A 24,486-nucleotide genomic window follows, 5' to 3' on the forward strand; every position below is an offset into this window, starting at 1 on the left:
CGACCACGAACCCGCCGTCGTCGGTCATCGTCGCCGTCCCGACGGACAGCGCCGGCCCCGCCTCGTCCCCGTCGAGGGCGACCGGGAGTTCCAGCGTCGCGTGGAGACTCCCGTGCTCGTCGCTCACAGCCTCGACGTTGCGTACCGTGTGCCCGTGTCGTTCGTACCGTTCGACGATCTCCGAGAGGAGGTCGAACGCGGTGTGGAGCCCCATCTTTCTACGTGGTAGTGACACGTCGTGGATGATTAACCGTGTATGAGGAATACTCAACCCATTCAAATGCTGAGAGAACGCGGAGCGGCCAGCCGCGGCACGGAACGCGCCGCTCTGGCCGCGACGCGGCCCGCTCGGGGCCGCTCCGGGGTGACGGGCTCGGGCGCACTCGCCGTCAGCAGCGCGTCGCCGGCCGACGTCGGTTCCCGACCGAACGCTGACGAACCTCTACCTATCAGTTTTTGCGTACGTTGGGCGTCGCGGCGTGACAGGCGATAACTATATCCGTCCGCCACAGTCACCGTCGAACCGATATCTATGGACACCGCCGATAGCTTGCCGAGCCGAGCCGGAACCGTCGTCGTCGGGGCCGGAATCGTCGGCTGCAACGTCGCGTACCAGCTGACACAACACGGCCGTGACGACGTCGTCGTCGTCGACCAGGGACCGATGCCGACGACCGGCGGGTCGTCGACGCACGCTCCGGGCATCATGTTCCAGACTGCCGAGCCGAAGGTCCTCTCGCAGTTCGCCGACTACAGCCGACGGCTCTACTCCGACCTGGAGGGCGCGGACGGTCACCAGGCGTACAACGAGGTCGGCGGCATCGAAGTCGCCCGCACCGAGGAGCGGATGGACTTCCTCCAGCGCCGGGTCGAGCACGCGACGGCGTGGGGGCTCGAGGACCCACAGCTCCTCTCCCCGGAGGAGGTAGAGGAGAAGCTCCCGCTCGTCGACCCCGACCGCATCCTCGGCGGCTACTACTCGCCGACGGACGGCCAGGTGTCCGGCGTCGTCGCCTGCGACGCGCTGGCCCGGGAGGCGATGGCGGGCGGTGCCCAGTTCGTCCCGCACACCCGGACCGAGGACGTGGAGATGGCGGACGGTTCCGTGTCGGCGGTCGTCACCGAGAACGGCACCATCGAGTGCGACGAGGTGGTCATCGCCACGAACATCTGGGCGCGGCAACTCGGCGAGAAACTCGGCGTCCACCTCCCCGTGGCTCCGGTCGAACACCAGTACACGATGACCGAGTCGCTGGACGAACTCTCAGAGAGCGCCGTCGACATCACCGACCACCCGCTGTTCGAGAACTACGAGAACGTCTCGGGCGAGAAGGCCAAACGGCTGCTCGTCGGTCCGGACCGGCCCATCCTCCGCGACCAGGACAACGCGATGTACTACCGGACCCACGGTGACTCGTACGGTATCGGCTCGTACAACCACGAGCCGGTCGTCCCGGACCCACAGGAACTCGGCCGGAACACCGACGAGTCACAGGCGTCGGTCCACGAGTTCACCGAGCGGTTCATGAACGAGGCGACCCACCCGGACCGCCCCGACAAGTCCCCGCGGCAGGCCAGCGACGAACTCATCCCGGCCACCGAGGGCAAGGAGCTGGAGTTCAAGTACAACGGGATGTTCGCGGAGTCGCCGAACGGGCTCCCGGTGATGGGCCCGGTCCAGGAGTACGAGGGGCTCTGGACGGCGGCGGCCATCTGGGTGACCCACGCCGGCGGGGCGGCCAAGGCGCTCGCCGAGTGGATGGAGACGGGCGTCCCCCGACTCGACGACGGCCCCATCGACCTCGCACACTGTGACGTCAACCGGTTCGACGAGCACGAGGGGAGCTGGGACTTCACCCACGACATCGGCGGCGAGGAGTACCGCATCGTCTACAACATCATGCACCCGAAGTGGGTGTGGGAGGACAAGCAGCGCGACATCCGGCGGACGCCGATGTACCACTCCCACGAGGAGCTCGACGCGGAGCTGTGGGCGGAGGCCGGCTGGGAGGCCCCACAGTGGTTCGACTCGAACGCCGACCTCGTCGAGCGGTACGACGAGCAGATTCCCGAGCGCGACGGCTGGGAGGCGACGTACTGGTCGCCCATCGAGGGCGCGGAGGCGCTGCACGTCCGCGACCACGTCGGCCTCCACGACATGACGCCGTTCAACAAGATGGAGGTCGTCGGCCCCGGGTCCGGGGAGTTCGTCCAGCGACTCTGTACGAACGACATGGACCTCGACGTCGGTCAGGTGCGCTACACCCTGATGTGTAACGAGGGCGGCGGCGTCCGCGCCGACATCACGGTCACCCGGACCGACGACGACCGGTACCTGCTGCTGACGACGGGTCGCGAGGTGGGGAACAACCACGTCGCGTGGGTCCGCGAGCAGTCGCCCGAGGGCGTCGTCGTGAACGACGTCACCTCCAGTCTGGCGGCGATGGTCTGTACCGGCCCCGACGCCCGGAAGGTGCTCTCGAAGGTGATGGACACCGACCTCTCCGACGAGGCGTTCCCGTTCTTCACCAGCCAGCAGACGTACGTGAAGAACGTCCCGGTCACGGCGCTGCGGGTGTCGTACGCCGGCGAACTCGGCTGGGAGCTGTACACCCCCTCCGAGTACGGCGAACAGCTCTGGGAGCACGTCATGGACGCGGGCGAGGAGTACGACATCCGGCCGTACGGCAACGGCGCGCTCGACATCCTCCGCATCGAGAAGGGCTTCCGCCTGTGGGGCGTCGACCTCCACACCGAGCACAACCCCTACGAGGCGGGGCTCGGCTTCGCAGTCGACCTCGACACCGACTTCATCGGCAAGGACGCCGTCGCCGCCGCGGCCAACGGCGACAACATCCGCCACGAGGTGGCGTGTCTGACCCTCGACGACCCCGACGCCGCTATCCTCGCCCACCGGCCGGTCCTCGACGGCACGGGGAGCGGCGCGGACCCGCGCGACGACGAGGTGCTCGGCTACGTCCACAGCGCGCAGTACGGCTACTCGGTCGGTGCCTGCGTCGCCTACGCGTACCTCCCGCCCGAGCAGGCCGACCCCGGCACCGAAGTGGAGATTCTCTACGAGGGTGAGCGGTACGCCGCGACGGTCCGCGAGGAACCGCTACTGTAGGCTCTCCCCCCGCCGTTCACCGGAGCTCCATCGCCTCGGCGCGCTCGACGGCGAGTTCGGACAGCTCCTCGAGGCTGCTGTCCGACCGGTCCGCCAGCACCCGCATGAGCATCCCGAGCTGGACGGCGGCCGCCTCGCGCAGCTCCGTCGCCTCGGTGGTGTCGTTGCCGAAGTAGAACTGGTGACGGCCGTTCTCGTGGATCACGCCGGTGTACACCGAGCGGAGGTCGGACTGGGTGACCGCCTCCGACGCCTCGCGCTTGACCTCCTCGAACTGTGGGTTGGTCATACCCGGACGTTCTCGTCGGGCCTTCTAACGGCTTGGGTCTCCGAACCACCTCTCGACCACCCCCGGCCCGACCGAACCACCAGTTCGCGCGCGCGTCGACACCCGTCACACCACGGCCGTCTCGGCGGGCCGGTCCCGGCAGTCGACCGCGCCGTCCCGGGTACTTTTGTGCTCGTAGACCGACGTGACACCGAATGACAGGGAACCCCGAGCCGACCCCCGACGACCCGACCGTCCGCGTCGCCACGCGGGTCGGGTCGACGGGGGCGGAGCAACTGCTGCGGACCGCACGGGACGCGGCGACGTCGGTCCGCGTCGTCAGGACCGGCCCGACCGGCATCGACGCGTTCGACCCGCTGGTGCTGGCGACCGTCGACGGCGAGACGGCGCTGTACGCCGCGCCCGGGGAGTCGACCCTACGGTCGGTCGTCTCGACGCTCGACTCCGGCGACCTGCCGACGGACGAGGCGACCGCCGTCGTGACCCACGACCCCGCGACGTCGACCCTGCCGGTCCCGGCGACCGGCCCGCTCTCCGTCGGTCGACGCGCCGTCCTCGGCCCGTGTGGCTGGCGAGACCCGCTCGACGCCGACGCCTGGTCACCGGTCGCGGACACCGACCCGGACCTGCGGGCGGCGTCGGCGCTCCTCGGCCGGGGGCGCGGCGACGCCGCCCTCGACACGCCGGTCGGCGAGCAGTGGGAGGAGGCCCGCTCGGCCGACGGCGACCCGGTCGTGGTCGTCAACGCCCACGACGCCTCGGGCCTCCCGACGGGGGACGACCTCCTCCTCGCGGCGGCACCGCTCGCGGTCCTCGACGGCGCGGCCACGGTCGCCGCACACGTCGGTGCCGACGAGGTCGTCGTGCTCGTGTCCGAGGGTGCCGCCGACCTGCACGACCACCTCCGGGACGCGGCGGCGGCCGCGTCGCTCCCTGCCGAGGTGCAGGTCGTCGCGGGGCCCGACCAGTACCGGGCCGGGGAACCGACGGCCGCTCTGGAGGCGCTCGAGGGGGCAGACCGCATCGAGCCACGACTCACCCCACCGGGCCCGGCGACGCACGGTCTGTACGGCCGCCCGACCGTGGTCCACACGCCCCGGACGCTCGCGCAGGTCCGGCGGGCGGCCCGTGACCCGGATGCGGTCGACCCCGAGGCGGCAGACCCCGGGACGCGACTCGTCGCCGTGGCCGGCGACGTGCGGTCGCCGGCGACGGTCGAACTCCCCTCGAGCGCCAGCCTGGCCCGGGTCCGTGACGCCGTCGAGATGACCGGAACGTACAAGATGGCCTGTGTCGGCGGCGTCCTGGGCGGCCTGATCGTCGACCTCGACCTCCCGCCGACCGCCGGGTCGTTCCGGGCGGCCGGCCTCGGGACCGACGGGACCGTCGAACTCCTCGACGAGAGCCGGTGTGCGGTCGCGACTGCCGGCGAGCGGGCCCGCTTCGCGGCGACCGAGAACAGCGGCCGGTGCGTCCCCGGGCGCGAAGGGACGAAACAGCTGACCGAACTCCTCCGTGAGGTGTACGACGGGGCGTTCGAGTCCGACAAGATCCGCGAACTCGCCCGCGTCATGCGCCAGTCGAGCAACTGCCGCCTCGGAGCGAGCGCCCCGCGGCCGGCCGTGACCGCGCTCGACCGCTTCGACGCCGAGTTCCGGGCCCACGCCGACGGCCGCTGTCCGAGCGGTACCTGCAGGAGCAAGCTATGAGTACGGACTATCCACCAGGCGACACGCGAGACGAACCGCTCCCCAGAGTCCCCGACGTCGAGGACCCGCGGCACACGACCCCGGTGACGGCGACGTTCGAAACCGGCACCGCGAGCGACCCGCCGACGGGGACGACGGGCGAGGAGCCGACGACCGTCACCGTCGACGGACACACCGTCACCGTCCCGCCGGGGTCGACCCTCATCGACGCGATGCAGGCCGTCGACGACGCGGTCGTCTCGGTCGCGCCCGGCGGCGACGGGATGCGCGAGGAGGCGGACGTCCCGGCGGTCTGTTACTACGACCGCCCGGGCGACTGCAGCGACGAGATCGGTCCCCGGAGCGAGTGTCGGACCTGCATGGTCGAGACGGACGCGCACGGGCTCGTCCCGTCGTGTTCGTTCCCGGCCGAAGAGGGCCTCGAGGTCCGGACGGACACGCCCGACGCCACGACCGCCCGCAGCGTCAACCTCGACCTGCTGCTCTCGAACCACAACCTCCGGTGTACGACCTGCAACGGCAACGGCCGGTGTGAACTCCAGGACGCGGCCATCAGCGAAGGGGTCAACCACCCCCGGTACGGCGTCTTCGACGACCGGGACCAGTACGAACCGCTCGACGACACCTCGTCGTTCATCCAGATCGACCGCAACAAGTGCATCCTCTGTAACCGCTGTGTCGAGAGCTGCAACGACGTGCAGGTCGAGGGCGTCCTCCGCATCGAGGGCCACGGCGAGGACACGCGCATCGGTTTCCAGTCCGACGCCGAGACGATGGACGACTCCGAGTGCGTCTCCTGTGGCCACTGTGCGACGGTCTGTCCGACCGGCGCGCTGACCGAGAAGGGCATCGGCGGGGTGGCGACGCTCCCGCTCCCGGGGTTCACCCAGCGGAACTCCATCGGGACCGTCATCGAACACGAGCCCGTCGAGACGCTGGACGACACGCCGGCACCCAACCGTCGGTTCGACACCGCGTCCGCACGCGCGCTCGACGCCGTCCCGGGCGAGACGGGGCTGGCCCGGTTCGCCTCGAAGGCGAAGCGCCGGGCGGGCGACCTGGCGAAGGAGTACGGTCACAGGGCGTTCCTGGCGGGCGAACACACCGCCGAGAGCATCGCCGCCCAGACGCTCCCGGAGGGGCGACTGTTCGACATCGCCAGCCTGGTGAGCACCTACCGGCTCGGGCAACTCGACACCGCGGAGACGACGTGTGGCTTCTGCGCGGTCGGCTGTCGCTTCGAGATGTGGGGCCGAGACGGCGACACGCTCGGGGTCGTCCCCGTCGACGACCCGGACGACGCGCCGGCGAACAACTTCTCGACCTGCGTCAAGGGGAAGTTCGGCCACGAGTTCGCCAACAGCGAGAAGCGCGTGACAGAGCCGCTGGTCCGGAACGACGAGGGGGAACTCGAACCGGTCTCGTGGGAGGAGGCGCTGGACCTCGTCGCCGAGCGGCTGTCGGGCATCCAGACCGACCACGGCATCGACTCGGTCGCCTGTCTCGCCTCCTCGAAGGGGTCGAACGAGGAGGCGTACCTCGTCCAGAAGTTCGCCCGGCAGGTGCTGGGGACGAAGAACATCGACAACTGCGCCCGGCTCTGTCACTCCTCGACGGTCGCGGCGCTCCAGCGGACGGTGGGCTACGGCGCCATGACGAACCGCATCAACGAGGACATCGGCGAGGCCGACGCCTACCTCATCAGCGGGTCGAACACCACCGAGTCTCACCCCGTCTTAGCGACCCGCATCAAGCAGAACGTCCGCGACGGTGCGGACCTCGTCGTCTTCGACCCCCGGAAGGTCGGCATCGCCGAACACGCCGACCAGTACACGCGGACCACCCCCGGCTACGACGTGGCGTGGCTCAACGGGATGATGCGGTACATCATCGAGCACGACCTCCACGACGAGGCGTTCATCGAGCGCAACACGACGGGCTTCGAGGAGCTGAAGGAGAAGGTGATGGCGTTCACCCCGGAGAAGGTCGAAGAGCTCGCGGGCGTCCCGCCCGAGGAGCTCGCGTCGGCGGCGGAGACGCTCGCCGCGGCCGACACCGTCGTCTTCGGCTGGGCGATGGGGATGACCCAGCAGAGCCACGGCACCGAGAACCTCCTGGCGATGGCGGACCTCGCGCTCCTGCTCGGCCAGCTCGGCAAGCCCGGCGCGGGCCTCTCGCCGTTCCGCGGCCAGAACAACGTCCAGGGCGGCGGCGGCGACATGGGTACCCTGCCCGGGAGCCTCCCGGGCTACCAGAACCCCGCGGACGACGAGGTGGGCGAGAAGTTCGCCGAGGCGTGGGGCGAGCGGCCGCCGGAGGAGCCGGGGCTGAAGGTGCCCGAGATGCTGGAGGAGGCGCACGCCGGCAACCTCCGGGCGATGTACGTCGTCGGGGAGAACCCGGCGCTCTCGGAGCCGGACATCCAGCACGCCGGGGAGGGGCTGGAGAAACTCGACTTCCTCGTCGTCCAGGACATCTTCCGGACCGAGACCGTCGAGTACGCGGACGTCGTGCTCCCGGCGGCCACCTCGCCCGAGAAGGAGGGGACGTTCACCAACACCGAACGACGCATCCAGCGCGTCCGTGCGACCGCCGACCCGCCGGGCGAGGCCCGACAGGACTGGGAGATCACTCAGGCCCTCGCTCGCCGGCTGGGCTACGACTGGGACTACGACCACCCGAGCGAGGTCATGGACGAGATCAACTCGCTCGCCCCCATCTACGGCGGCGTCACCTACGACCGGCTCGAGTCGGGCGAGGAACACGGCCTGCAGTGGCCCTGCTACGACGAGGACCACCCCGGGACGCCGTACCTCTACGACTACGAGGAGGGGAACTTCAACCACCCCGACGGCAAGGCCCGGTTCGTCCCCGCCGACGGCGGCCACCCCGGGGAGGTCCCCGACGAGACCTACCCGTACACCCTCACCTCGGGGCGGGTGCTCTACCACTGGCACACCGGGCAGATCACCCGTCGCGTCGAGGGGCTGATGAGCCACGTGGGCGAGAGCTTCGTCGAGATTCACCCCGACACGGCGACCGACCTCGGGGTCGAAGACGGCGAGTACGTCCGCGTCGAGTCCCGCCGAGGGTCCATCGTCGTGAAGGTCCAGGTCACCGACCGCGTGGGGCCGGCGACCCTGTTCATCCCGATGCACTTCGCCGCCGGCGCGGTGAACAAACTCACCGGCGAGACGTTCGACCCCCACGCCGGCATCCCCGAGTACAAGGTGTCGAGCGTCCGCGTCGAGCCACTCGGCCCCGAGACGGACGAGCGGGTCCTCCGCACGCCGGACGCGGGCGAGGGACGCGAGCGGCGGGGGACGGCCGACGACGACTGAGCGGGGCTGACGGGCCCGCGTCTCGACCCCCTCCGGTTGCGCCCGGCCGCGACCGACGACGGTTCCCGTCTCCGCGTCCGGGGCCTCCACCCACCCCAGTAGATTTGTGACCGCCCGGCGAAGGGAGAGCCATGACCGTCGACGAACTGGAGCAGTACGGCCTCGAGTGGATGGACGACGACGCCGTCGGGGCGTTCCTCGACGACCACGCGGTCGGCATCCTCGGCCTCCCGACCGACGACGTCCCGTACATGATTCCCCTCTCGTACGCACGAGACGGGGACGCGCTCTACTTCACCTACCTGCTGGGCGCCGAGAGCGACAAGGGAGCATTGACGGACGAGCGGCGCCGGGGCCGCTTTCTCGTCTACGACGTCGAGTCGCAGTTCCGGTGGCAGAGCGTCATGCTGACCGGCGAACTCTCGGAGGTTCCGGAGTCGGCGTGGGGTGACCTCGTCGAACACCCGAGCAACAGTTGGCGCCCGAGCGTGCTCCAGAGCGCGACGACTGCCGGCGGCGTGCGGGTGTACGAGTTCGCCATCGAGGAGCAGGTCGGCATCCGACAGAGCGGACTGGCGCCGAGTTTCCGGGAGAACATCGAGCCCTGACCGGGCCGAGACCGGTTCGAGCCCCGACCGACCCGGGGTTTGTTCGACTCGCTCGACAGCGTGGCCGGGGGTGACACGACGGCGCGTCGGCGCCGAGCGACCCACGTCCGCACGCACCGAGCACAGCCCGACGTGTCAGACGTGTGTATGGATGTGGTTCGCGCTGTGGTCGTCGCGCCTACGGGCGATGCCAGCGGGTCACGACGCCGTGATTCCCCTCGGCGTCGGGAGTCGTGACTCCCCGAAAACCCACCGACGACGGCCCCTTCCGGGACCGACTCGGTCGCCCTACCGATGTATTTAAGATTGTGACACATACAGTCCGGTAACATGAGCCACGGAGACCTTCCAGCGAACGCCGACACGGTCGTCGTCGGTGCCGGTGCCGTCGGGTGTAGCGTCGCCTACCACCTGACGGAACTCGGCGCCGAGGACGTCACCGTCGTCGACCAGGGCCCGCTCCCCGTCACGGGGGGGTCGTCGGTCCACGCACCGGGTATCATGTTCCAGACGTCGCCGTCGAAAGTGATGACGAAGGCGGCCCACTACACGAGTCGGTTCCTCTCCGACATCGGCACCTACGACGAGGTGGGCGGCATCGAGGTGGCCCGCTCGGAGGAGCGGATGGACTTCCTCCAGCGCCGCTACGAACACGCCACCTCGTACGGTCTTCCGGACCCGGAGTTGCTCTCCCCGGCCGAGGTGGGCGAGCACCTGCCGCTCGTGGACACCGACGAGATTCTCGGCGGCTACTACTCGCCGACGGACGGCCGGGTCGACGGCATCGAGACGCTGCAGTGGTACATCGAGAACACGCCGGCGAGGTTCGTCGGCGACACGCGGGTGACGGACATCGAAACCGGGCCCAGTGGCGTCGAGGCCGTCGTCACCGACCGGGGACGTATCGAGTGTAACCGCTGCGTGCTGGCGACGAACAACTGGGGGTACCAGTCCGGGATGTTGGCGGGGCTGGACCTCCCCATCGCGCCCGTCGAACACCAGTACGTCGTCACCGAACCGCTCGAGGAACTGGCCGACGCGGGCACCGACGTCGGTTCGCACACCGCCGGCCTGGACGTCCCGGGCAACCGCGACATCCAGGAGTACATGAGCGAGGGACCCCACCGGCCCGTCGGCCGCGACCAGGACCACTCGCTGTACTTCCGGACCCACGGCGACGCCCTCGGGATGGGGTCGTACAACCACGAGACGCTCTCGGTCGACCCCGAGGAGATGGGCGTCAACGGCGACATGCAGGCGTCGGTCAGGGGCTTCACGAAGAAGCACTGGGAGCGGGCGACCCACCCCAACCGGGACAAATCGGCGAAGCAGGCGTTCGACGAACTCCTGCCGGCCACGGCCGACGCGGAGTACGCCGTCACCGAGAACGGCATCTTCGTGTTCACGCCCGACGGGATGCCCGCCATCGGCCCGACGGCGTCGGTGGACGGCCTCTGGAGCGCGCTCGCAGTCTGGTGGACCCACTCGGCCGGCTACGCACGCATCCTCGCCGAGTGGATGGAGACGGGCGTCCCCCGCCTCCCCTCGGGACCGGTCGACACCGGCGGCATCCACGTCCGGCGGTTCGAACCGCACGCCGGCGAGAAGGAGTACTTCGTCGACCGCGGCGCGACGCGGTACGAGCAGGTGTACTCCATCGTCGAACCGCGCTGGCAACCCGACGACCACCGCGGCCTCCGTCGGAGCCCCTTCTACAGCCAGCAGGCGGACCTCGGCGCGGAGTTCTACCAGAGCGGCGGCTGGGAGTCCGCCCAGTGGTACGAGTCGAACGCCGACCTCGTCGAGCGCTACGCGGACGAGATTCCCGACCAGGAGGGCTGGCAGGGGGTCAACCGCTCGCCCATCGAGGGGGCGGAACACCTCCACACCCGCGAGCACGTGTCGATGTTCGACATGACCTCGTTCAGTTCCATCGTGGTGGAGGGGGCGGGGAGCGAGGCGTTCCTCCAGCGGATGTGTAGCAACGACGTCGACATCGACGTCGGGCAGGTGCGGTACTCGCTGCTGCTGAACGAGGGCGCGGGCATCCTCGCGGACGTCACCGTCGTCCGCCTCGGCGAGGAGGAGTTCATGGTCACCACCGGCGGGGGGAACTCCCCCGGCATCCACGGTGGCTGGCTCGAAGAGCACGCCCCCGAGACCGTCTCGGTCCACGTCGAGGAGGGCGCGCGGTCGACGGTCGGACTGTGGGGCCCGAAGTCCCGCCTCCTCCTCCAGCGGTGTACCGACGCCGACGTCTCCGACAGCGGCCTGCCCTACTTCCGGGCGAAACAGCTGTACGTCGGCGAGGTGCCGGTCGTCGCGCTGCGGGTGTCGTACGTCGGCGAACTGGGCTACGAGCTGTGGGCGCCGACCGAGTACGGCGCACGCCTCTGGGAGACGCTCTGGGAGGCCGGCCAGGACCTCGACGTGCGACCGATGGGCGGCGGCGCCCTAGAGTCGATGCGTCTGGAGAAGGGGTACCGACTCTGGGGGACCGACATCGACACCGACGCGAACCCCTACGAGGCCGGCCTGCCGTTCGCCGTCGACACGGACACCGACTTCGTCGGCCGCGAGGCCCTCGAACGCGCCAGCGACGAGGGCATCGACAACCGCATCACCCCCCTCACACTCGACGACTCGACGGACATCGTGCTGAGTGGTCGCCCCGTAATGAAGGACGGCGAGGCGCTCGGCTACGTCCAGGCGGCCGACTTCGGCTACTCCATCGGCGAGTCCATCGCCTACACCTACCTGCCGAGCGAGTACGCCGAGGCCGGCACGTCAGTCCAGGTCCTCTGCGAGGGCGAACTGTACGACGCGACGGTCCGGGACGAACCGCTGTTCGACCCGGCGCGCGAGAAGATCCTCGGCTGATACGGTGGCCGCAGCGGACCACCCCTGCCGTCACCACCTGACACCCCACCCCACCCCACCCTACCCATGACCGGACAACAGTCGGACGATTTACCCGTCCAGTACACCGACATCGAACGAGCGCGCGAACGCCTCGACGACGACCGCGTCGTCAAACAGACGCCCGTCGAGCGGAGTTCGTCGCTCGACGAGTTCGTCGACGGGACGGTGTACCTGAAGATGGAGCACCTCCAGTGGACGGGGTCGTTCAAGACCCGGGGCGCGTACAACAAGATCAGCCAGGACGTCGAGCGCGGCGTCGACTCGTTCATCGCGGCGAGCGCGGGCAACCACGCACAGGGCGTCGCGCTCGCGGCGACGACGTGTGGCGCGGAGTCGACGATATTCATGCCGCGGAACGCCCCGCAGGCGAAGGTCAACGCCACCCGGGGGTACGGGGCGACGGTCGAACTCGTCGGCAAGGACTTCCAGGAGACGATGGCCGCCGCACGCGACGCGGCCACCGAGAGCGACGCCGAGTTCGTCCACGCCTACGACGACGTCGACATCATCGCCGGGCAGGGGACGCTCGGGACCGAGATGTACCACGACTGTCCCAACGTCGACACGGTGGTCGTTCCCATCGGCGGTGGCGGACTCATCAGCGGGGTCTCCACGGCGATCAAACACCTCTCGCCCGAGACGCGCGTGGTCGGCGTCCAGGCCGAGGGGGCGGAGACCGTCCACGAGAGCCTCGCCAAGGGGATGCCCGTGACGCTCGACGAGGTGAACACCATCGCCGACGGCATCGCCACCGGCGGCATCAGCGAGACGACGCTCCGAATCATCCAGCGGAACGTCGACGAAGTCGTGACCGTCTCCGACACGGAAGTCGCGCGGGCAATCCTGCTGTTGATGGAGCGGGCGAAGCAGGTCGTCGAGGGGGCCGGGGCCGCGTCGGTGGCCGCCATCCTCTCGGACGACCTCGACGTCTCCGGGGAGACGGTGATGCCGCTGCTCTGTGGGGGCAACCTCGACATGACACGGCTACAGACCGTCCTCGTCCACGCGCTCACCGAGCGCCAGCAGCTCCTCCGCCTCCGGGTCCACATCCAGGACGTCCCCGGGAAGATGGAGGAGCTGTCGGGCATCATCGCCGACCAGAACGCGAACATCCACAACGTCCGCCACGACCGCTCGGTCGACGGCCTCGAAATCGGCGAGGCGTACCTGGTGTTCCGCGTCGAGTCCAGCGGTGCCGAACACGCCGCGTCCATCATCGAGGCCGTCGAGGAGGCGGGGTACGACGTCGAGAACCTCACCCAGACGATCCGGTGAGGCAGGCTCGGCCCGTCTCGGGGACCGCGCTTGCCGCCGCGACGAGCCCCAGGTGGCCGCGTCCCCGCCACGACTCGTCCTGTCGGACGCGACTCTCGTGTCAGGTAAAACTATTTACTATCCGTGGGAAGGGGCACCCGGGTTGTCGGCCATGTACGAACACATACTTATCCCCTTCGATGGGAGCGACGAGGCGCGGAAGGGAGCCATCCACGGAATCGAACTGGCGTCGGCGGTCGGTGCGACCGTCCACGCGCTCTACGTGATGGACTTGCCGGGTGTCCCGCGCGCCCTGTCGCTCCGCGACGACGAGGAAGACGTCCGCGAGGAGTACCGCCAGTACGGCGAGCGGGTGACCGGCGAGATCTGCAGCGTCGCGGCAGAGCACGGCGTCGACTGCGAGACGGCTCTGCGGACGGGCAAGCCGAGCGAGGAGATCGTCGAGTTCGCCGAGGAAGAAGGGATGGACGCCATCGTGATGGGGTCGGCCTACCGGGGGAAACTCGGGTCGCTCCTCGGTGGCACTACGGACAAGGTGGTCCGCAGTGCGACGATCCCCGTCATCACGCAGCGGATGCACATGGACGAACTCTGATCGCCGCCGGCGACGACCGGTGTGGGGGACCCGTCGCAGGCGGGGAGCCGTGACCGAGCGGTCCCTCCCCCGCCGACGGATAATCTCTGGGCCGTGCCGGTGCAGGTCCTCGAGCGAGCGGACGCAGTCACTCACGGTGGGGCCCGTATCCGCAGCCCAGGACCCCGTGGGACGACCGACGACACGACCCGGTACGACCGTGGCCGTCGCTGCCGGACTCGTCTCACGGCCCGAGCCGTGAACCCTCCCCTCGACGCTCCGCCAGCGGCGCCGAACGACAGGTCCTCCCCGCCTCACCCGTCGACGAGTCGCGTCGCCCGGATGTAGATAGTGAGGCTCGCGCTCAGGAAGCAGAACCCGGCCACCGCGTACTCGCCGCTGGACAGTGAGAACAGCGCCGCGCCGAACAGCAAGACGACGAGGACGGCCGCGGCCGTCGCCAGTGCGTTTCCCATGCCGAGTTCTCACACACCGGAGGCATAAATCCGCCACACGGAGCCGCGCTCAGTACGAGTGTTTGAAGTCCCAGTGGTACCGGCAGGTGTGACAGGTCGCCCACTCGGGCACGTCGAAGCGGTTCGGGTGGCGCTGGCCGTGTTCCATCCGGTCGCCACACGTCGGGCAGACGAGACACAGAAGCTCCAGGTCGGGGAACTCCTCGTGGGAGAACTCGGCGACACAGCGTGAGCAGTCGATGTCGGCGCGCGGGTCGTGGTGTTCGATGGTGGCCTCACAGCGCGGACAGCGCAGTCGCGCGGGCGGCCGGTGCCCCCAGCCGACGTCCCCGTCGACGGTCGTCGTCTGCGCTTCCGGAATCGAGAGCCGGAACTGGTTCGCGTCGGGGTCCTTCCGGAGTGGGTCGGCCAGGGTGTCGAACAGACTCCGCAGCCGACGAAACACGAAACCTAACCGATTAATCATTACCTGTTCCTCGTGACGCGTCCGAGTTAAGTGTCGGTGCCGTCGGACGCCACTCGAGTCCCTCGTGCGACTGTTCAGTACACTCGTGCGCTGGAACGTCCCCGGCACGCGTCCCGCGAGCGGGTTCGCTAACGTAAACGGTTTGGCAACTTTTATTATATTCTACTCTTACCATTGCGTGTGGTTAGCACGCACAGGTAGACGCCCGCATACGCCGACTCACGGCGGACGTGACTCGGCGTACCCATCACGGTGGCTGGCCCCGTACGGACCAATCGACGGTCCCCCCGCGGGCCGGCGGGCCCGGAGTCGACGAGTGAACCACACGACGAACACAACCTCACTGAACCGGTGAGGACGACCATGCAACACACCGAACCACGAACGCGGTACCGTAGACGGAGGGTACAGTATGGCAAGCAGTGACGACACGACGGGCGAGATGTCCGATGGGCTCCAGGTAGAGCTGTTCCACCCGGACTCGGACCGCGAACCGGGCGACACGAACATCGAGAAGTTCGGATTCGACGTCCATCCGATCGTCTTCCCGATCTCGCTGGTCATCATCGCCGCGTTCGTCGCGGCGACGATTCTCCTGGGCGAACAGGCCTCGGAGGTGTACGGCGCGGTGTTCAGCTTCATCAACGGGACGTTCGGGTGGTTCTACATCCTGGCGGTGAACCTGTTCATCATCACCATCGTCTACTTCGCGGTCAGCAAGTACGGCAACATCCGGATCGGCGGCGTCGAAGCCGAGAAGGAGTTCGACGACTTCTCGTGGATGGCGATGCTGTTCAGCGCCGGCATGGGGATCGGCCTCATGTTCTTCAGCGTGGCCGAACCGATGTGGCACTTCGGCAGTAGCGCCTCCGAGTTCATGGTGGTCCCGCCCGCGTTCGGCGCGGAGGGCGGTACCCCCGCGGCGGCCAGCGCCGCCATGGCGCAGACGTTCTTCCACTGGGGCTTCCACCCGTGGGCCATCTACGGCCTCGTCGGACTGGGACTGGCGTTCTTCTCGTTCAACCGCGGCCTGCCGCTGACGTTCCGGTCCATCTTCTGGCCGCTCCTGGGTGACCGCATCTACGGGTGGCCGGGACACGTCATCGACCTCGTGACGGTGTTCGCGACGCTGTTCGGCCTCTCGACCTCGCTCGGTCTCGGGGTCGCACAGGTCAACACCGGCCTCTCGTACGTCGGCGGGGACATCCTCGGTCTCGTCTCCATCCCGACGGGGACCATCCCACAGGTGGTCCTCATCGCGGGCATCACCGCCATCGCGACGCTGTCGGTGGCGGCGGGGCTCGACGGCGGTGTCAAGCGCCTGAGCACCCTGAACCTCTACCTGATGTTCGGGATGCTCGCGTTCCTGCTCGTCGTCGGCCCGACGATCTACATCTTCGGGACGTTCGCCTCGGGCCTCGGCGCGTACCTGAACAACTTCCTCCAGCTGTCGTTCTTCACCGGCACCGTCGGTGGGGGCGCCTCCCTCGGCGGCTACACCGTCCAGGGCTGGATGGGCAGCTGGACCATCTTCTACTGGGGCTGGTGGATCGCGTGGTCGCCCTTCGTCGGGATGTTCATCGCGCGCATCTCGAAGGGCCGCACCGTCCGGGAGTTCGTCCTGGGGGTGCTGTTCCTGCCCGCGCTGTTCTCGTTCCTCTGGCTCTCGACGTTCGGCGGGTCGGCCCTGTGGGTCGAACTCGTCGGTGGCGGCGGCGTCGCCTCCGCCGTGGCGAACCAGGGACAGACCGTCGCGATGTTCGCGATGCTCGCGCAGTTCCCGCTTGGAGCCGTCTCCGGCCTCCTGGCGACGCTGCTCGTCATCACGTTCTTCGTCACGTCGTCCGACTCGGGGTCGCTGGTCATCGACCACCTGACCTCGGGCGGCAAGCACGACGTCCCCAAGGCGCAGCGCATCTTCTGGGCGGTCACCGAGGGCGCCGTCGCGGCGACGCTGCTCATCGGTGGGGGCCTGAGCGCGCTGCAGACTGCCTCCATCACGACAGGACTCCCCTTCGGAGTCATCCTCTGTCTGATGTGTTACACGGTCTATCTCGGTCTCGACAACGAGTACGAGATCCTCGCGTCCGAGCAGTTCGCCGAGCGCATCGAGGACATGACCGCGGCGGACGACGTCGACGTCGGCACCACCGGCGGCGACGTCGTGACCGACGTCAAGCGGAGCGACCCGGAGAGCAGCGACTGACGACTCGACGACCCCGGGACGCGACCCGGGCGTCTCCCGACTTCGACTCGGTTTATTCGACGCGTTCCGTCCGCCGGAGTCACGTCGCCGTCGCTCGCCGGTGCGCGACCGACGACCCCCGCCTCACGAGAACTTCCACTCGTCGTCGTCGCCGGTCCGCCGGACGCCCGTCTCGTCGTCGTCCTCGACGTCGTCCGGCCACTGGATGCCCCCGCGCACGCTCTTGTACACGAAGGCGCCGAACGCGGCGAGCAGGCCCAGGAGGACCAGCGCGCTCGCGACAGAGACGAGTTGTGCGGCGTTCTCGACGAGGCCGGAGCCGATCCCGGCCTGGAGCAGGACGTCCATACCGGTGTGGACGGCCTCCGTCCGCATCAGTGTTGGTCCAGCGGGTGGGCGCGAGACGGGCCGCTACCCGTGGACCTCGGCGGCGTCGGCGTGCATCCACCGCCGCGTCGGTCCACCGACCCCGACGGCGGCGATGGCGACCCACACCAGCAGTCCGAGCGCGGTCGGCAGGACGAACAGCGCTACCGCCCCGAGGAGGCCGACGCCGACCAGTCCGACCCAGGGGTCGCGCACGCCGAGCGCGTCCGTGAACCACGCGCCGACGACGACGAACCCGAGCCCGCCGAGCGTGAACAGCAACGCCCCGAGCACGACGACGGCCAGGACGGTCAGCGCCGTCGTCGCGACGCCGAGTCTGCTCACCTGGCTGTAGGCGTAGACGGTGAAGAACACGACGAGGCCGTAGGCGATGAGCCCGTAGATCACCGAGAGGAGCGGGTTCGCCATCGACGCGTCGACGGCGGCGTCGAGGCGGTTGCCGTAGCGGTAGATGACGGCCCCGCCGAAGAGGACGGTCAGGAGGAAGACCGCCGCCGCCCGAACCGACGCGGGCGCGCCGAGGAGGGTGGACGGGTCGAGCACCTGTCGCACCCCCCCGGAAGCGAGACTCGACGGGAGGGGGCCCGCGGCAGCCGAAAACATACCACGCCATTACCGGAGCCGTGGGGAAAAGCTATCGGTGAGGCGACGGTCTCCGCCAGCGATGGCGTCGGTGCATCCGGGTCTCGGCTGTCTCTGTCGGGCGGGGCTGAGGTGACAGACGGCTCGGTGTGGCGGTCCGACGGTGTCGGGCCATCGGCCGCGGGGTCGGATCCGGAGAGTAGACAGATATTTATCACGACGCCGCGAAATCGTGGGGTATACTACCACGACCCATGGAGCGGACGCAGAGCCCGAGGTGCTCGTCCACCGGTGGTTCGAGGAACTGTTCAACCGCGGCGACCTGGCGGTGGTCGAGGAGATTCTCGCCGCCGACGTCGACTACCACGGCCCACCGAGTCTCACGCCGCGGGACGTCTCCGGTCCCGAGGACATCGGGGAGTACGCCGAGGTGTACCGGACGGCGTTCCCCGACCTCCAGTACACCGTCGAGTCGCTCGAACGGGTCGGTGACCGGAACTCACCGGAGCGACCTCTTCGGCATCGAGTCCACCGGTGAGGTGTTCACCGTCTCCGGCATCGACGTGTTCACCGTCGAGGACGGGCGGATAACCGAGGTGCGCGCCCAGTGGGACACGCTGACGATGTCCGGGAACTGGGTGTCGTCCCCGACGTCGGTCTCGCGGCCGAGTGAGAGACGGCCCCACCGGCGCAGCACTCCAGAAGAGACGTCCCGCTCGTCGCGTCAGCGACCGTTCGTTCCCGTCCGGGTCGCCTCGACGGTCCGGAGCACCGCCGCGTTCTCCGCGACGTCGTGGACGCGGACGACGTCCGCGCCACGCTCGGCCGCCAGCGCCGTCACGGCCAGCGTCGGCGGGAGGCGGTCGTCGTCCGGCGCGGCGGCGTCGGCGAGCATGGACTTGTGCGAGTGGCCGACCATCAGCGGACAGCCCAGCGCGCGGAACTCCGCGAGCCGATCGACGAGTTCGAACGACTCGGCGGCGTCCTTGCCGAACCCACAGCCGGGGTCGACGAGTATCTTCTCCCGGTCGACGCCGGCGCGTTCCGCGTGGAGCACCGACTCGCAGAGGTCGTCGAGGACGTCGTCCACGACGTCGTCGTACTCGACGACGCGGTCGGGGTCGACCGGCGCGTCGAGGCTATGCATGAGAATCAGCCGTGCGTCGTGGTCGGCGACGACGAACCGCATCTCGGGGTCGTCGAGCCCGGAGACGTCGTTGACGACGCTCGCCCCCGCTTCGAGTGCGGCGTCGGCGACGGCCGCCTTCCGCGTGTCGATGGAGGCGGGCACGCCGAGCGAGGAGACGGCCTCGACGACTGGGACGACGCGGTCGATCTCCGTTTCGACCGGGACGGGCTCAGCACCGGGTCGCGTGCTCTCGCCGCCGACGTCGACGACGTCCGCGCCCGCGGCGACCATCTCCTTCGCGCGGGCGACTGCCGCCTCGAGTTCGACGTACTCCCCGCCGTCGTGGAAGCTGTCGGGCGTGACGTTCAGCACGCCCATCACGGCCGTCCCCTCGGCCGCGAACGGGTCGCGCGGTGGCCCGTCGACGGCGGCGTCGACCTGTCGACCGAGGTGAGCCAGTCCGAGTCCCTCGTCGTCGAGCGACGCGGCGAGGTCACGGAGCTGTGGGACGGTCCCGGCGAGCACCGTCGCGACGAACTTCTCGGGCGCGCCTCTCGCGGAGCGCAGACACGTCCCGCCGAGGGCCTCGAACCGTGTGGCGACCCGTTCGGCCTGGTCGTGTCGGAGACGGGTCCCGAACACGCGGTGGTCGAGCGCATCGGCCGACTCGGCGAAGGTCGCCCCCGAGAGCAGCGCCCGCCCCGTGGTCCGCCGTCCCCGTTCCTTCGGGACGACGAGGCGCGTCCAGCGGTCCCGTGCCTCGGCGACGGCGTACAGCGACCCGGTGACGAGCACGGCATCCTCGGCGTCGGCGGCGGCGAGCGCCCGCTCCGTCGCCTCCGCGACGCTCTCGACGGCGTGGGTCGTCTCGGCGTGCCCCTCGAAGGCGGCCGCCAGCGCGTCGGTCGTGGCCGCACGCTCCACGTCGGGGCGGGTGACGACCGCCGTCTCGACCGGCGGGAGCGCCGCCACCATCGCCTCGTGGTCCTTGTCGCTCATCGCCCCGAAGACGACGTGGAGGTCCTCGTACTCGTAGCGAGCGAGCAGGTCCGACAGCGTGGCGGCCGCGCCGGGGTTGTGCGAGCCGTCGAGGAACACACACGGCTGGCGTTCGACCAGTTCGAACCGGCCGGGCCAGGTGACGCTCCGCAGGCCGCGAGCGATGGTGGCGGGGTCGACCGACGCGACCTGTCGGGCCAGGGTCGCCGCGATTCCGGCGTTCGTCGCCTGGTGTTGCCCCACGAGCGGGAGGGCGGTCTCCAGCGACCAGTCGGGACCCGTGATGGACACCTCGCTCTCGGCGGGCGACCGCATCCCGGTCTCGACGGCGCGGACGTCCGCGTCCTCGGTCCCGATGGTGACGGTGTCGGTCACCGACTCGATGGCCGCCAGCGCGCTGCCGACCGCTCCCGTCACGAGCGGGGCGTCCGCGGGCGCGACCTGCGCCTTGTCGCGGGCGATCTCTTCGACCGTGTCGCCGAGGAGGTCAGTGTGTTCGAGACTGACGCTCGTGACCGCACTGGCGACGGGGTCGACCGCGCTGGTGGCGTCGTAGCGGCCGCCGATGCCAACCTCGAGCACGCCGACGTCGACGTCCTCGGCGGCGAAGTGAGCGATGGCGAGGGCGGTCAGCACCTCGAAGTGCGTCGGGGTGTCGCCGTCGTCGCGGAGGTCGTCGACGACGGGCCGGAGCCGCTCGACCTGCGCCGTCAGCTTCGCCTTCGGAATCTCTCGACCGTCGACTCGGACCTGCTCGCGAAAGTCGTTCAGCCCGGGCGAGGTAAACAGCCCCACGCTCAGGCCGGCCTCCCGGAGCACGCAGTCGAGCATCCGTGCGGTGCTCCCTTTCCCGTTCGTGCCGGCCACCTGGACGAACGTCGTCCCGTGCTGTGGGTCGCCGAGTCCGGCGAGCAGGCGAGCCGTCGTCTCCGTCCCGGGCTTCGGCAGCCGTCGCTGCAACGACGTCAGGTAGTCGACCGACTCGTGATACTCCATGTCATACACCGGCGGCGGGGGCGTGATTAAACCTACTGACGCGAGCGCCGCGACGGGCGTTCGGTCCCGATGCGGCGCGCTCGGCCGACGTAGCGCGACCACATCGCGCGCCGCGCGGACACGACGTATCCGAAATCGAGTACGACGAGCGAGAGACGGGCGCTGACAGCGCGCACAAACACGTCGTATCCCGCGGCTGTCAGCAACGGGAACTTTCTTACGGCAATGTGGGCGACGTTATCACCATGTCATCCGACAACGAGCCGATTCCGACGGACTACGAGCTCGCACAGGCGGCGGAGATGGAGCCGATATGGGAGCTCGTCGAGCCGTGGGGACTCGGTCTCGACGACCTCCAGTACTTCGGCGAGTACACCGCGAAGGTAAAACACCACGCTATCGACCGCCTGCGCGAGCAGGCGGAGGAGAAGGAGAACAACCTGGTACTGGTGACCGGGATGACTCCGACGCCGAAAGGGGAGGGCAAGACCGTCACGACGGTGGGGCTGGGGCAGACGCTGAACCACCTTGGCGAGGACGCGATGATCGCCATCCGCGAACCGTCGCTCGGGCCGGTGTTCGGGGTCAAGGGCGGCGCCGCGGGCGGCGGCCGCTCGCAGGTCCTCCCGATGGAGGACATCAACCTCCACTTCACGGGTGACCTCCACGCGCTCACCTCGGCACACAACCTCATCGCGGCGATGCTCGACGCGAAAATCTCGCAGGGGAACGACCTCGAGATCGACGTCAACGACGTCTCCTGGCCGCGGGCGCTCGACATGAACGACCGCGTGCTCCGCGAGACGGTCATCGGCCTCGGCGGGAAGACGGGCGGGACGCCCCGCGAGGCGAGCTTCCTGCTCACCGCGGCCTCCGAACTGATGGCGGTCCTCTGTCTGGCCTCCGACCTCGGCGACCTCAAAGAGCGCATCGCGCGTATCATCGTCGCGTACACCGAAGACGGCGACCCCGTCACGGTCGACGACATCGAGGCTACCGGGCCGGTCACGATGCTGCTCCGCGACGCCATCAAGCCGAACGTGGTCCAGACCATCGAGGGGACGCCCGCGTTCGTCCACGGCGGCCCGTTCGCCAACATCGCCCACGGGACGAACTCGCTCATCGCGGACAAGGCCGCCTTCGGCATGGGCGACTACCTCGTCACCGAGGCCGGCTTCGGTTCCGACCTCGGCGCGGAGAAGTTCATGGACATCGTCTGTCGACTCGGCGACATGACGCCGAACGCCGTCGTGCTCGTCTCGTCGGTCCGGGCGCTGCAGTACCACGGTGCGGACATGTGGCCCGTCGACTACGACGCCATCGACGAGTCGGGCGTCGACACCCTCCGGAAGGGCTTCGAGAACCTCGACCGGCACGTCTCGAACCTCCAGAAGTTCGGCGTCCCGGTCGTCGTCGCGGTCAACCGGTTCCCCGACGACACCGACGAGGAGGTCGAGGCCGTCTTGGAGCACTGCCGTGAGGACCTCAGCGTCCGCGCGGCCGAGTCCGAGGTGTTCGAGAAGGGCAGCGAGGGCGGTGAGGACCTCGGCAACAACGTGCTCGAGGCGGTCGAGGAGAGCGACGAGTCGGAGTTCCGTCACCTCTACGACGACGACGCCTCCCTCCAGGAGAAGATCGAGACGGTCGCCACCGAAATCTACGGCGCCGACGGGGTCAAGTTCACCGGTGGCGCTCTCGACGACATCGAACGCATGGAGGACGAACTGGGTCTCGGCGACGTCCCCGTCTGCATCTCCAAGACGTTCCACTCCTTCTCCGACGACGCGAGCAAGAAGGGTGCACCCGAGGGGTGGGACCTCGAAATCAGCGAGGTCTACCCGTCGGCGGGCGCCGGCTTCGTCGTCGCGCTCACCGCCGACGCGCTGACCATGCCGGGCCTGCCGGCGCGTCCCGCCGCCGCCGACATGGACATCGACGCCGACGGGAACATCTCCGGCCTGTTCTGACGCCACCGGCGGCCGCGCGAACAGTTATTTAACAGGTTGTTGCCATATAGGAGTATGAGCGGAGAGTGTTACTTCTGCAACGGCATCGTGTTCCCGAGCGAACCGGACGACATCCTGCTGGACGGGCACGCCGACCACGCCGTCTACATGCACCGGCGCTGTGCGGAGGGGTACAACGCCCTCGAATCAGTCGACGGCACCGGCACCGGCGACGGTGACGACGACGGTGACGGCGGAACGCGGCCGGTCGTCTGCCCGGAGTGTGACGCGGTCGAACACGTCGCGTTCGGACCGCCGGCGTCTTCGAGGCGGGCCTCGGACTCGTCGCACGGCTGACCGGCCGCCGACGCGTCGGGGGTCGCTCGCCCCCTCCCGTGTCGCCCTGCCCCGCCTCGCCCCGTCTCAGGGGAGGTCGACCGGGACGCCCGACTGCACACTCGCCGCCTTCACCGTGTTGTACATCAGCATCGCGATGGTGAGCGGACCGACGCCGCCGGGGACGGGCGTGATGACGCTCGCTTTCTCCTTCGCCGACTCGAAGTCGACGTCGCCGACGAGTTCGTACCCCTTCTCGTTGTCGGCCTCGACGCGACTGATGCCGACGTCGACGACGACCGACCCCTCCGAGACCATCTCGCCGTCAATCATCTCGGGGACGCCCGCCGCGGCGACGACGATGTCGGCGGCGCGGGTCTTCGCGGCGAGGTCGTTCGTCCGCGAGTGACAGACCGTCGTGGTGGCGTTGCCGCCGGGCGCCTTCTGGATGAGCAGGTTCGCCATCGGCTTCCCGACGATGTCCGAGCGGCCGACGACGACGGCGTCTTTCCCCTCCGTCTCGACGTCGTACGCCGCGAGCAGTTTCTGGACGCCGTGCGGGGTACACGGCTTGTACCGGGCGTTACCGGCGACGAGACGGCCGACGTTCTCGGGGTGGAAGCCGTCGACGTCCTTGACGGGGTCGATGCGGCGCAGGACCTCGTGGCGCTCGACGTGGTCCGGGAGCGGGAGCTGGACGAGGATGCCGTGGACGGACGGGTCGTCGTTCAGTTCGTCGATGCGTTCGAGCAGGGTCGAGGCGGGCTCGGACGGGTCGATGTCGTCGTGGTAGCTCTCGATGCCCAGTTCCCCGCACGCGCGTTGCTTCATCGAGACGTACGTCTCGCTGGCGCCGTCGTCGCTCATCAGGACCGTCGCCAGTCCGGGTGTCACCCCGTCGTCGGTGAGCGTCTCCGTACACGCCGCGAGTTCGTCTCGGATCCGGTCGGCGACCTGGTTGCCGTCGATTACTGTTGTCATCGGTCGAGTGTGGTGGTGAGTGTGGTGGGTACCGCGGACTCACCGGGCGAGAGACGCGCGACCGGCCGTCTCGGCCCGGCGAGCAGTCGTGCTGGCGACGCGCCGCCGCCAGTGGGAGCTCTCGTCCCGTCCACACG

18 protein-coding genes and 1 pseudogene are annotated in these 24,486 nt (G+C 69.2%); 11 read left to right on the forward strand and 8 right to left on the reverse strand.

Translation table 11 applies throughout. From position 1 onward, the window contains the following. The coding region (locus ACESK5_RS11085; protein ID WP_372911629.1) for a hypothetical protein at nt 1–214 on the reverse strand (214 nt) is incomplete at its 3' end. Between the two features lie 318 nt (nt 215–532). Between ACESK5_RS11085 and ACESK5_RS11090 the strand changes: the two genes are divergently transcribed. Further along, a complete protein-coding gene (locus tag ACESK5_RS11090) occupies nt 533–3,127 on the forward strand; it encodes an FAD-dependent oxidoreductase (protein ID WP_372911630.1) in 2,595 nt (864 codons plus the stop codon). 16 nt (nt 3,128–3,143) lie between these two features. Here ACESK5_RS11090 and ACESK5_RS11095 read toward each other — a convergent pair whose 3' ends face one another. Continuing rightward, the gene (locus ACESK5_RS11095; RefSeq protein WP_372911631.1) at nt 3,144–3,416 is read right to left on the reverse strand and encodes a hypothetical protein; all 273 of its coding nucleotides are present in this window, start codon (nt 3,414–3,416) and stop codon (nt 3,144–3,146) included. A gap of 194 nt (nt 3,417–3,610) precedes the next feature. Here ACESK5_RS11095 and ACESK5_RS11100 point away from each other — a divergent pair, with 194 nt between their 5' ends. The 6 genes from ACESK5_RS11100 to ACESK5_RS11125 all read left to right on the forward strand — a co-directional run bounded on the left by ACESK5_RS11100 (nt 3,611) and on the right by ACESK5_RS11125 (nt 13,866). Continuing rightward, entirely contained in the window at nt 3,611–5,125 is a 1,515-nt protein-coding gene (locus ACESK5_RS11100) for an NADH-ubiquinone oxidoreductase-F iron-sulfur binding region domain-containing protein (protein WP_372911632.1), read from the forward strand. Next, nucleotides 5,122–8,466: a formate dehydrogenase subunit alpha gene (gene fdhF / locus ACESK5_RS11105; RefSeq protein WP_372911633.1), complete on the forward strand. Its 3,345-nt coding sequence runs from the start codon at nt 5,122–5,124 to the stop codon at nt 8,464–8,466. The genes ACESK5_RS11100 and fdhF overlap by 4 nt, the downstream gene beginning before the upstream one ends. Nucleotides 8,467–8,597: 131 nt before the next feature. Next, a complete protein-coding gene (locus tag ACESK5_RS11110; protein ID WP_372911634.1) occupies nt 8,598–9,074 on the forward strand; it encodes a pyridoxamine 5'-phosphate oxidase family protein in 477 nt (158 codons plus the stop codon). Between the two features lie 330 nt (nt 9,075–9,404). Further along, nucleotides 9,405–11,954, forward strand: coding sequence for an FAD-dependent oxidoreductase (locus tag ACESK5_RS11115; RefSeq protein ID WP_372911635.1), 2,550 nt, complete (start codon nt 9,405–9,407; stop codon nt 11,952–11,954). Between the two features lie 66 nt (nt 11,955–12,020). Further along, a complete protein-coding gene (ilvA, locus tag ACESK5_RS11120) occupies nt 12,021–13,271 on the forward strand; it encodes a threonine ammonia-lyase (protein WP_372911636.1) in 1,251 nt (416 codons plus the stop codon). Nucleotides 13,272–13,422: 151 nt separating this feature from the next. Then, nucleotides 13,423–13,866 carry a universal stress protein gene (locus ACESK5_RS11125; protein ID WP_372911637.1) on the forward strand — a complete coding sequence of 148 codons (444 nt, stop codon included), beginning with the start codon at nt 13,423–13,425 and terminating at the stop codon, nt 13,864–13,866. Between the two features lie 293 nt (nt 13,867–14,159). On the opposite strand, the gene ACESK5_RS11130 is transcribed toward ACESK5_RS11125, so the two are convergent. After that, nucleotides 14,160–14,321 carry a hypothetical protein gene (locus tag ACESK5_RS11130; RefSeq protein ID WP_372911638.1) on the reverse strand — a complete coding sequence of 54 codons (162 nt, stop codon included), beginning with the start codon at nt 14,319–14,321 and terminating at the stop codon, nt 14,160–14,162. Nucleotides 14,322–14,370: 49 nt separating this feature from the next. Next, on the reverse strand, nt 14,371–14,787 hold the full coding sequence (locus tag ACESK5_RS11135; protein WP_372911639.1) for a hypothetical protein: 417 nt from the start codon (nt 14,785–14,787) through the stop codon (nt 14,371–14,373). 412 nt (nt 14,788–15,199) lie between these two features. Here ACESK5_RS11135 and ACESK5_RS11140 point away from each other — a divergent pair, with 412 nt between their 5' ends. Beyond that, entirely contained in the window at nt 15,200–16,993 is a 1,794-nt protein-coding gene (locus ACESK5_RS11140; RefSeq protein WP_372911640.1) for a BCCT family transporter, read from the forward strand. Nucleotides 16,994–17,116: 123 nt separating this feature from the next. Here the strand turns inward: ACESK5_RS11140 and ACESK5_RS11145 are convergent, their stop codons facing one another. Together ACESK5_RS11145 and ACESK5_RS11150 are read right to left on the reverse strand one after the other, a co-directional pair. Then, the gene (locus tag ACESK5_RS11145; protein ID WP_372911641.1) at nt 17,117–17,341 is read right to left on the reverse strand and encodes a hypothetical protein; all 225 of its coding nucleotides are present in this window, start codon (nt 17,339–17,341) and stop codon (nt 17,117–17,119) included. A gap of 63 nt (nt 17,342–17,404) precedes the next feature. Further along, the gene (locus ACESK5_RS11150) at nt 17,405–17,983 is read right to left on the reverse strand and encodes a hypothetical protein (RefSeq protein ID WP_372911642.1); all 579 of its coding nucleotides are present in this window, start codon (nt 17,981–17,983) and stop codon (nt 17,405–17,407) included. A gap of 256 nt (nt 17,984–18,239) precedes the next feature. On the opposite strand from ACESK5_RS11150, the pseudogene ACESK5_RS11155 reads away from it, so the two are divergent. After that, nucleotides 18,240–18,528, forward strand: a pseudogene (locus ACESK5_RS11155) (ester cyclase); the annotation flags it as partial. Between the two features lie 158 nt (nt 18,529–18,686). On the opposite strand, the gene folP reads toward ACESK5_RS11155, so the two are convergent. Further along, on the reverse strand, nt 18,687–21,086 hold the full coding sequence (folP, locus tag ACESK5_RS11160) for a dihydropteroate synthase (RefSeq protein WP_372911643.1): 2,400 nt from the start codon (nt 21,084–21,086) through the stop codon (nt 18,687–18,689). 245 nt (nt 21,087–21,331) lie between these two features. On the opposite strand from folP, the gene ACESK5_RS11165 reads away from it, so the two are divergent. Further along, entirely contained in the window at nt 21,332–23,053 is a 1,722-nt protein-coding gene (locus tag ACESK5_RS11165; protein ID WP_372911644.1) for a formate--tetrahydrofolate ligase, read from the forward strand. A 54-nt stretch (nt 23,054–23,107) separates the two neighbouring features. Beyond that, complete coding sequence (locus ACESK5_RS11170) at nt 23,108–23,389, forward strand: hypothetical protein (protein ID WP_372911645.1); 282 nt, start codon at nt 23,108–23,110, stop codon at nt 23,387–23,389. A 66-nt stretch (nt 23,390–23,455) separates the two neighbouring features. Here ACESK5_RS11170 and ACESK5_RS11175 read toward each other — a convergent pair whose 3' ends face one another. Then, entirely contained in the window at nt 23,456–24,349 is an 894-nt protein-coding gene (locus tag ACESK5_RS11175) for a bifunctional methylenetetrahydrofolate dehydrogenase/methenyltetrahydrofolate cyclohydrolase (RefSeq protein WP_372911646.1), read from the reverse strand. Nucleotides 24,350–24,486: the final 137 nt, after the last annotated feature.

The sequence above is a fragment of the Salinigranum sp. genome (genome assembly GCF_041641895.1).
Lineage (GTDB): Archaea > Halobacteriota > Halobacteria > Halobacteriales > Haloferacaceae > Salinigranum.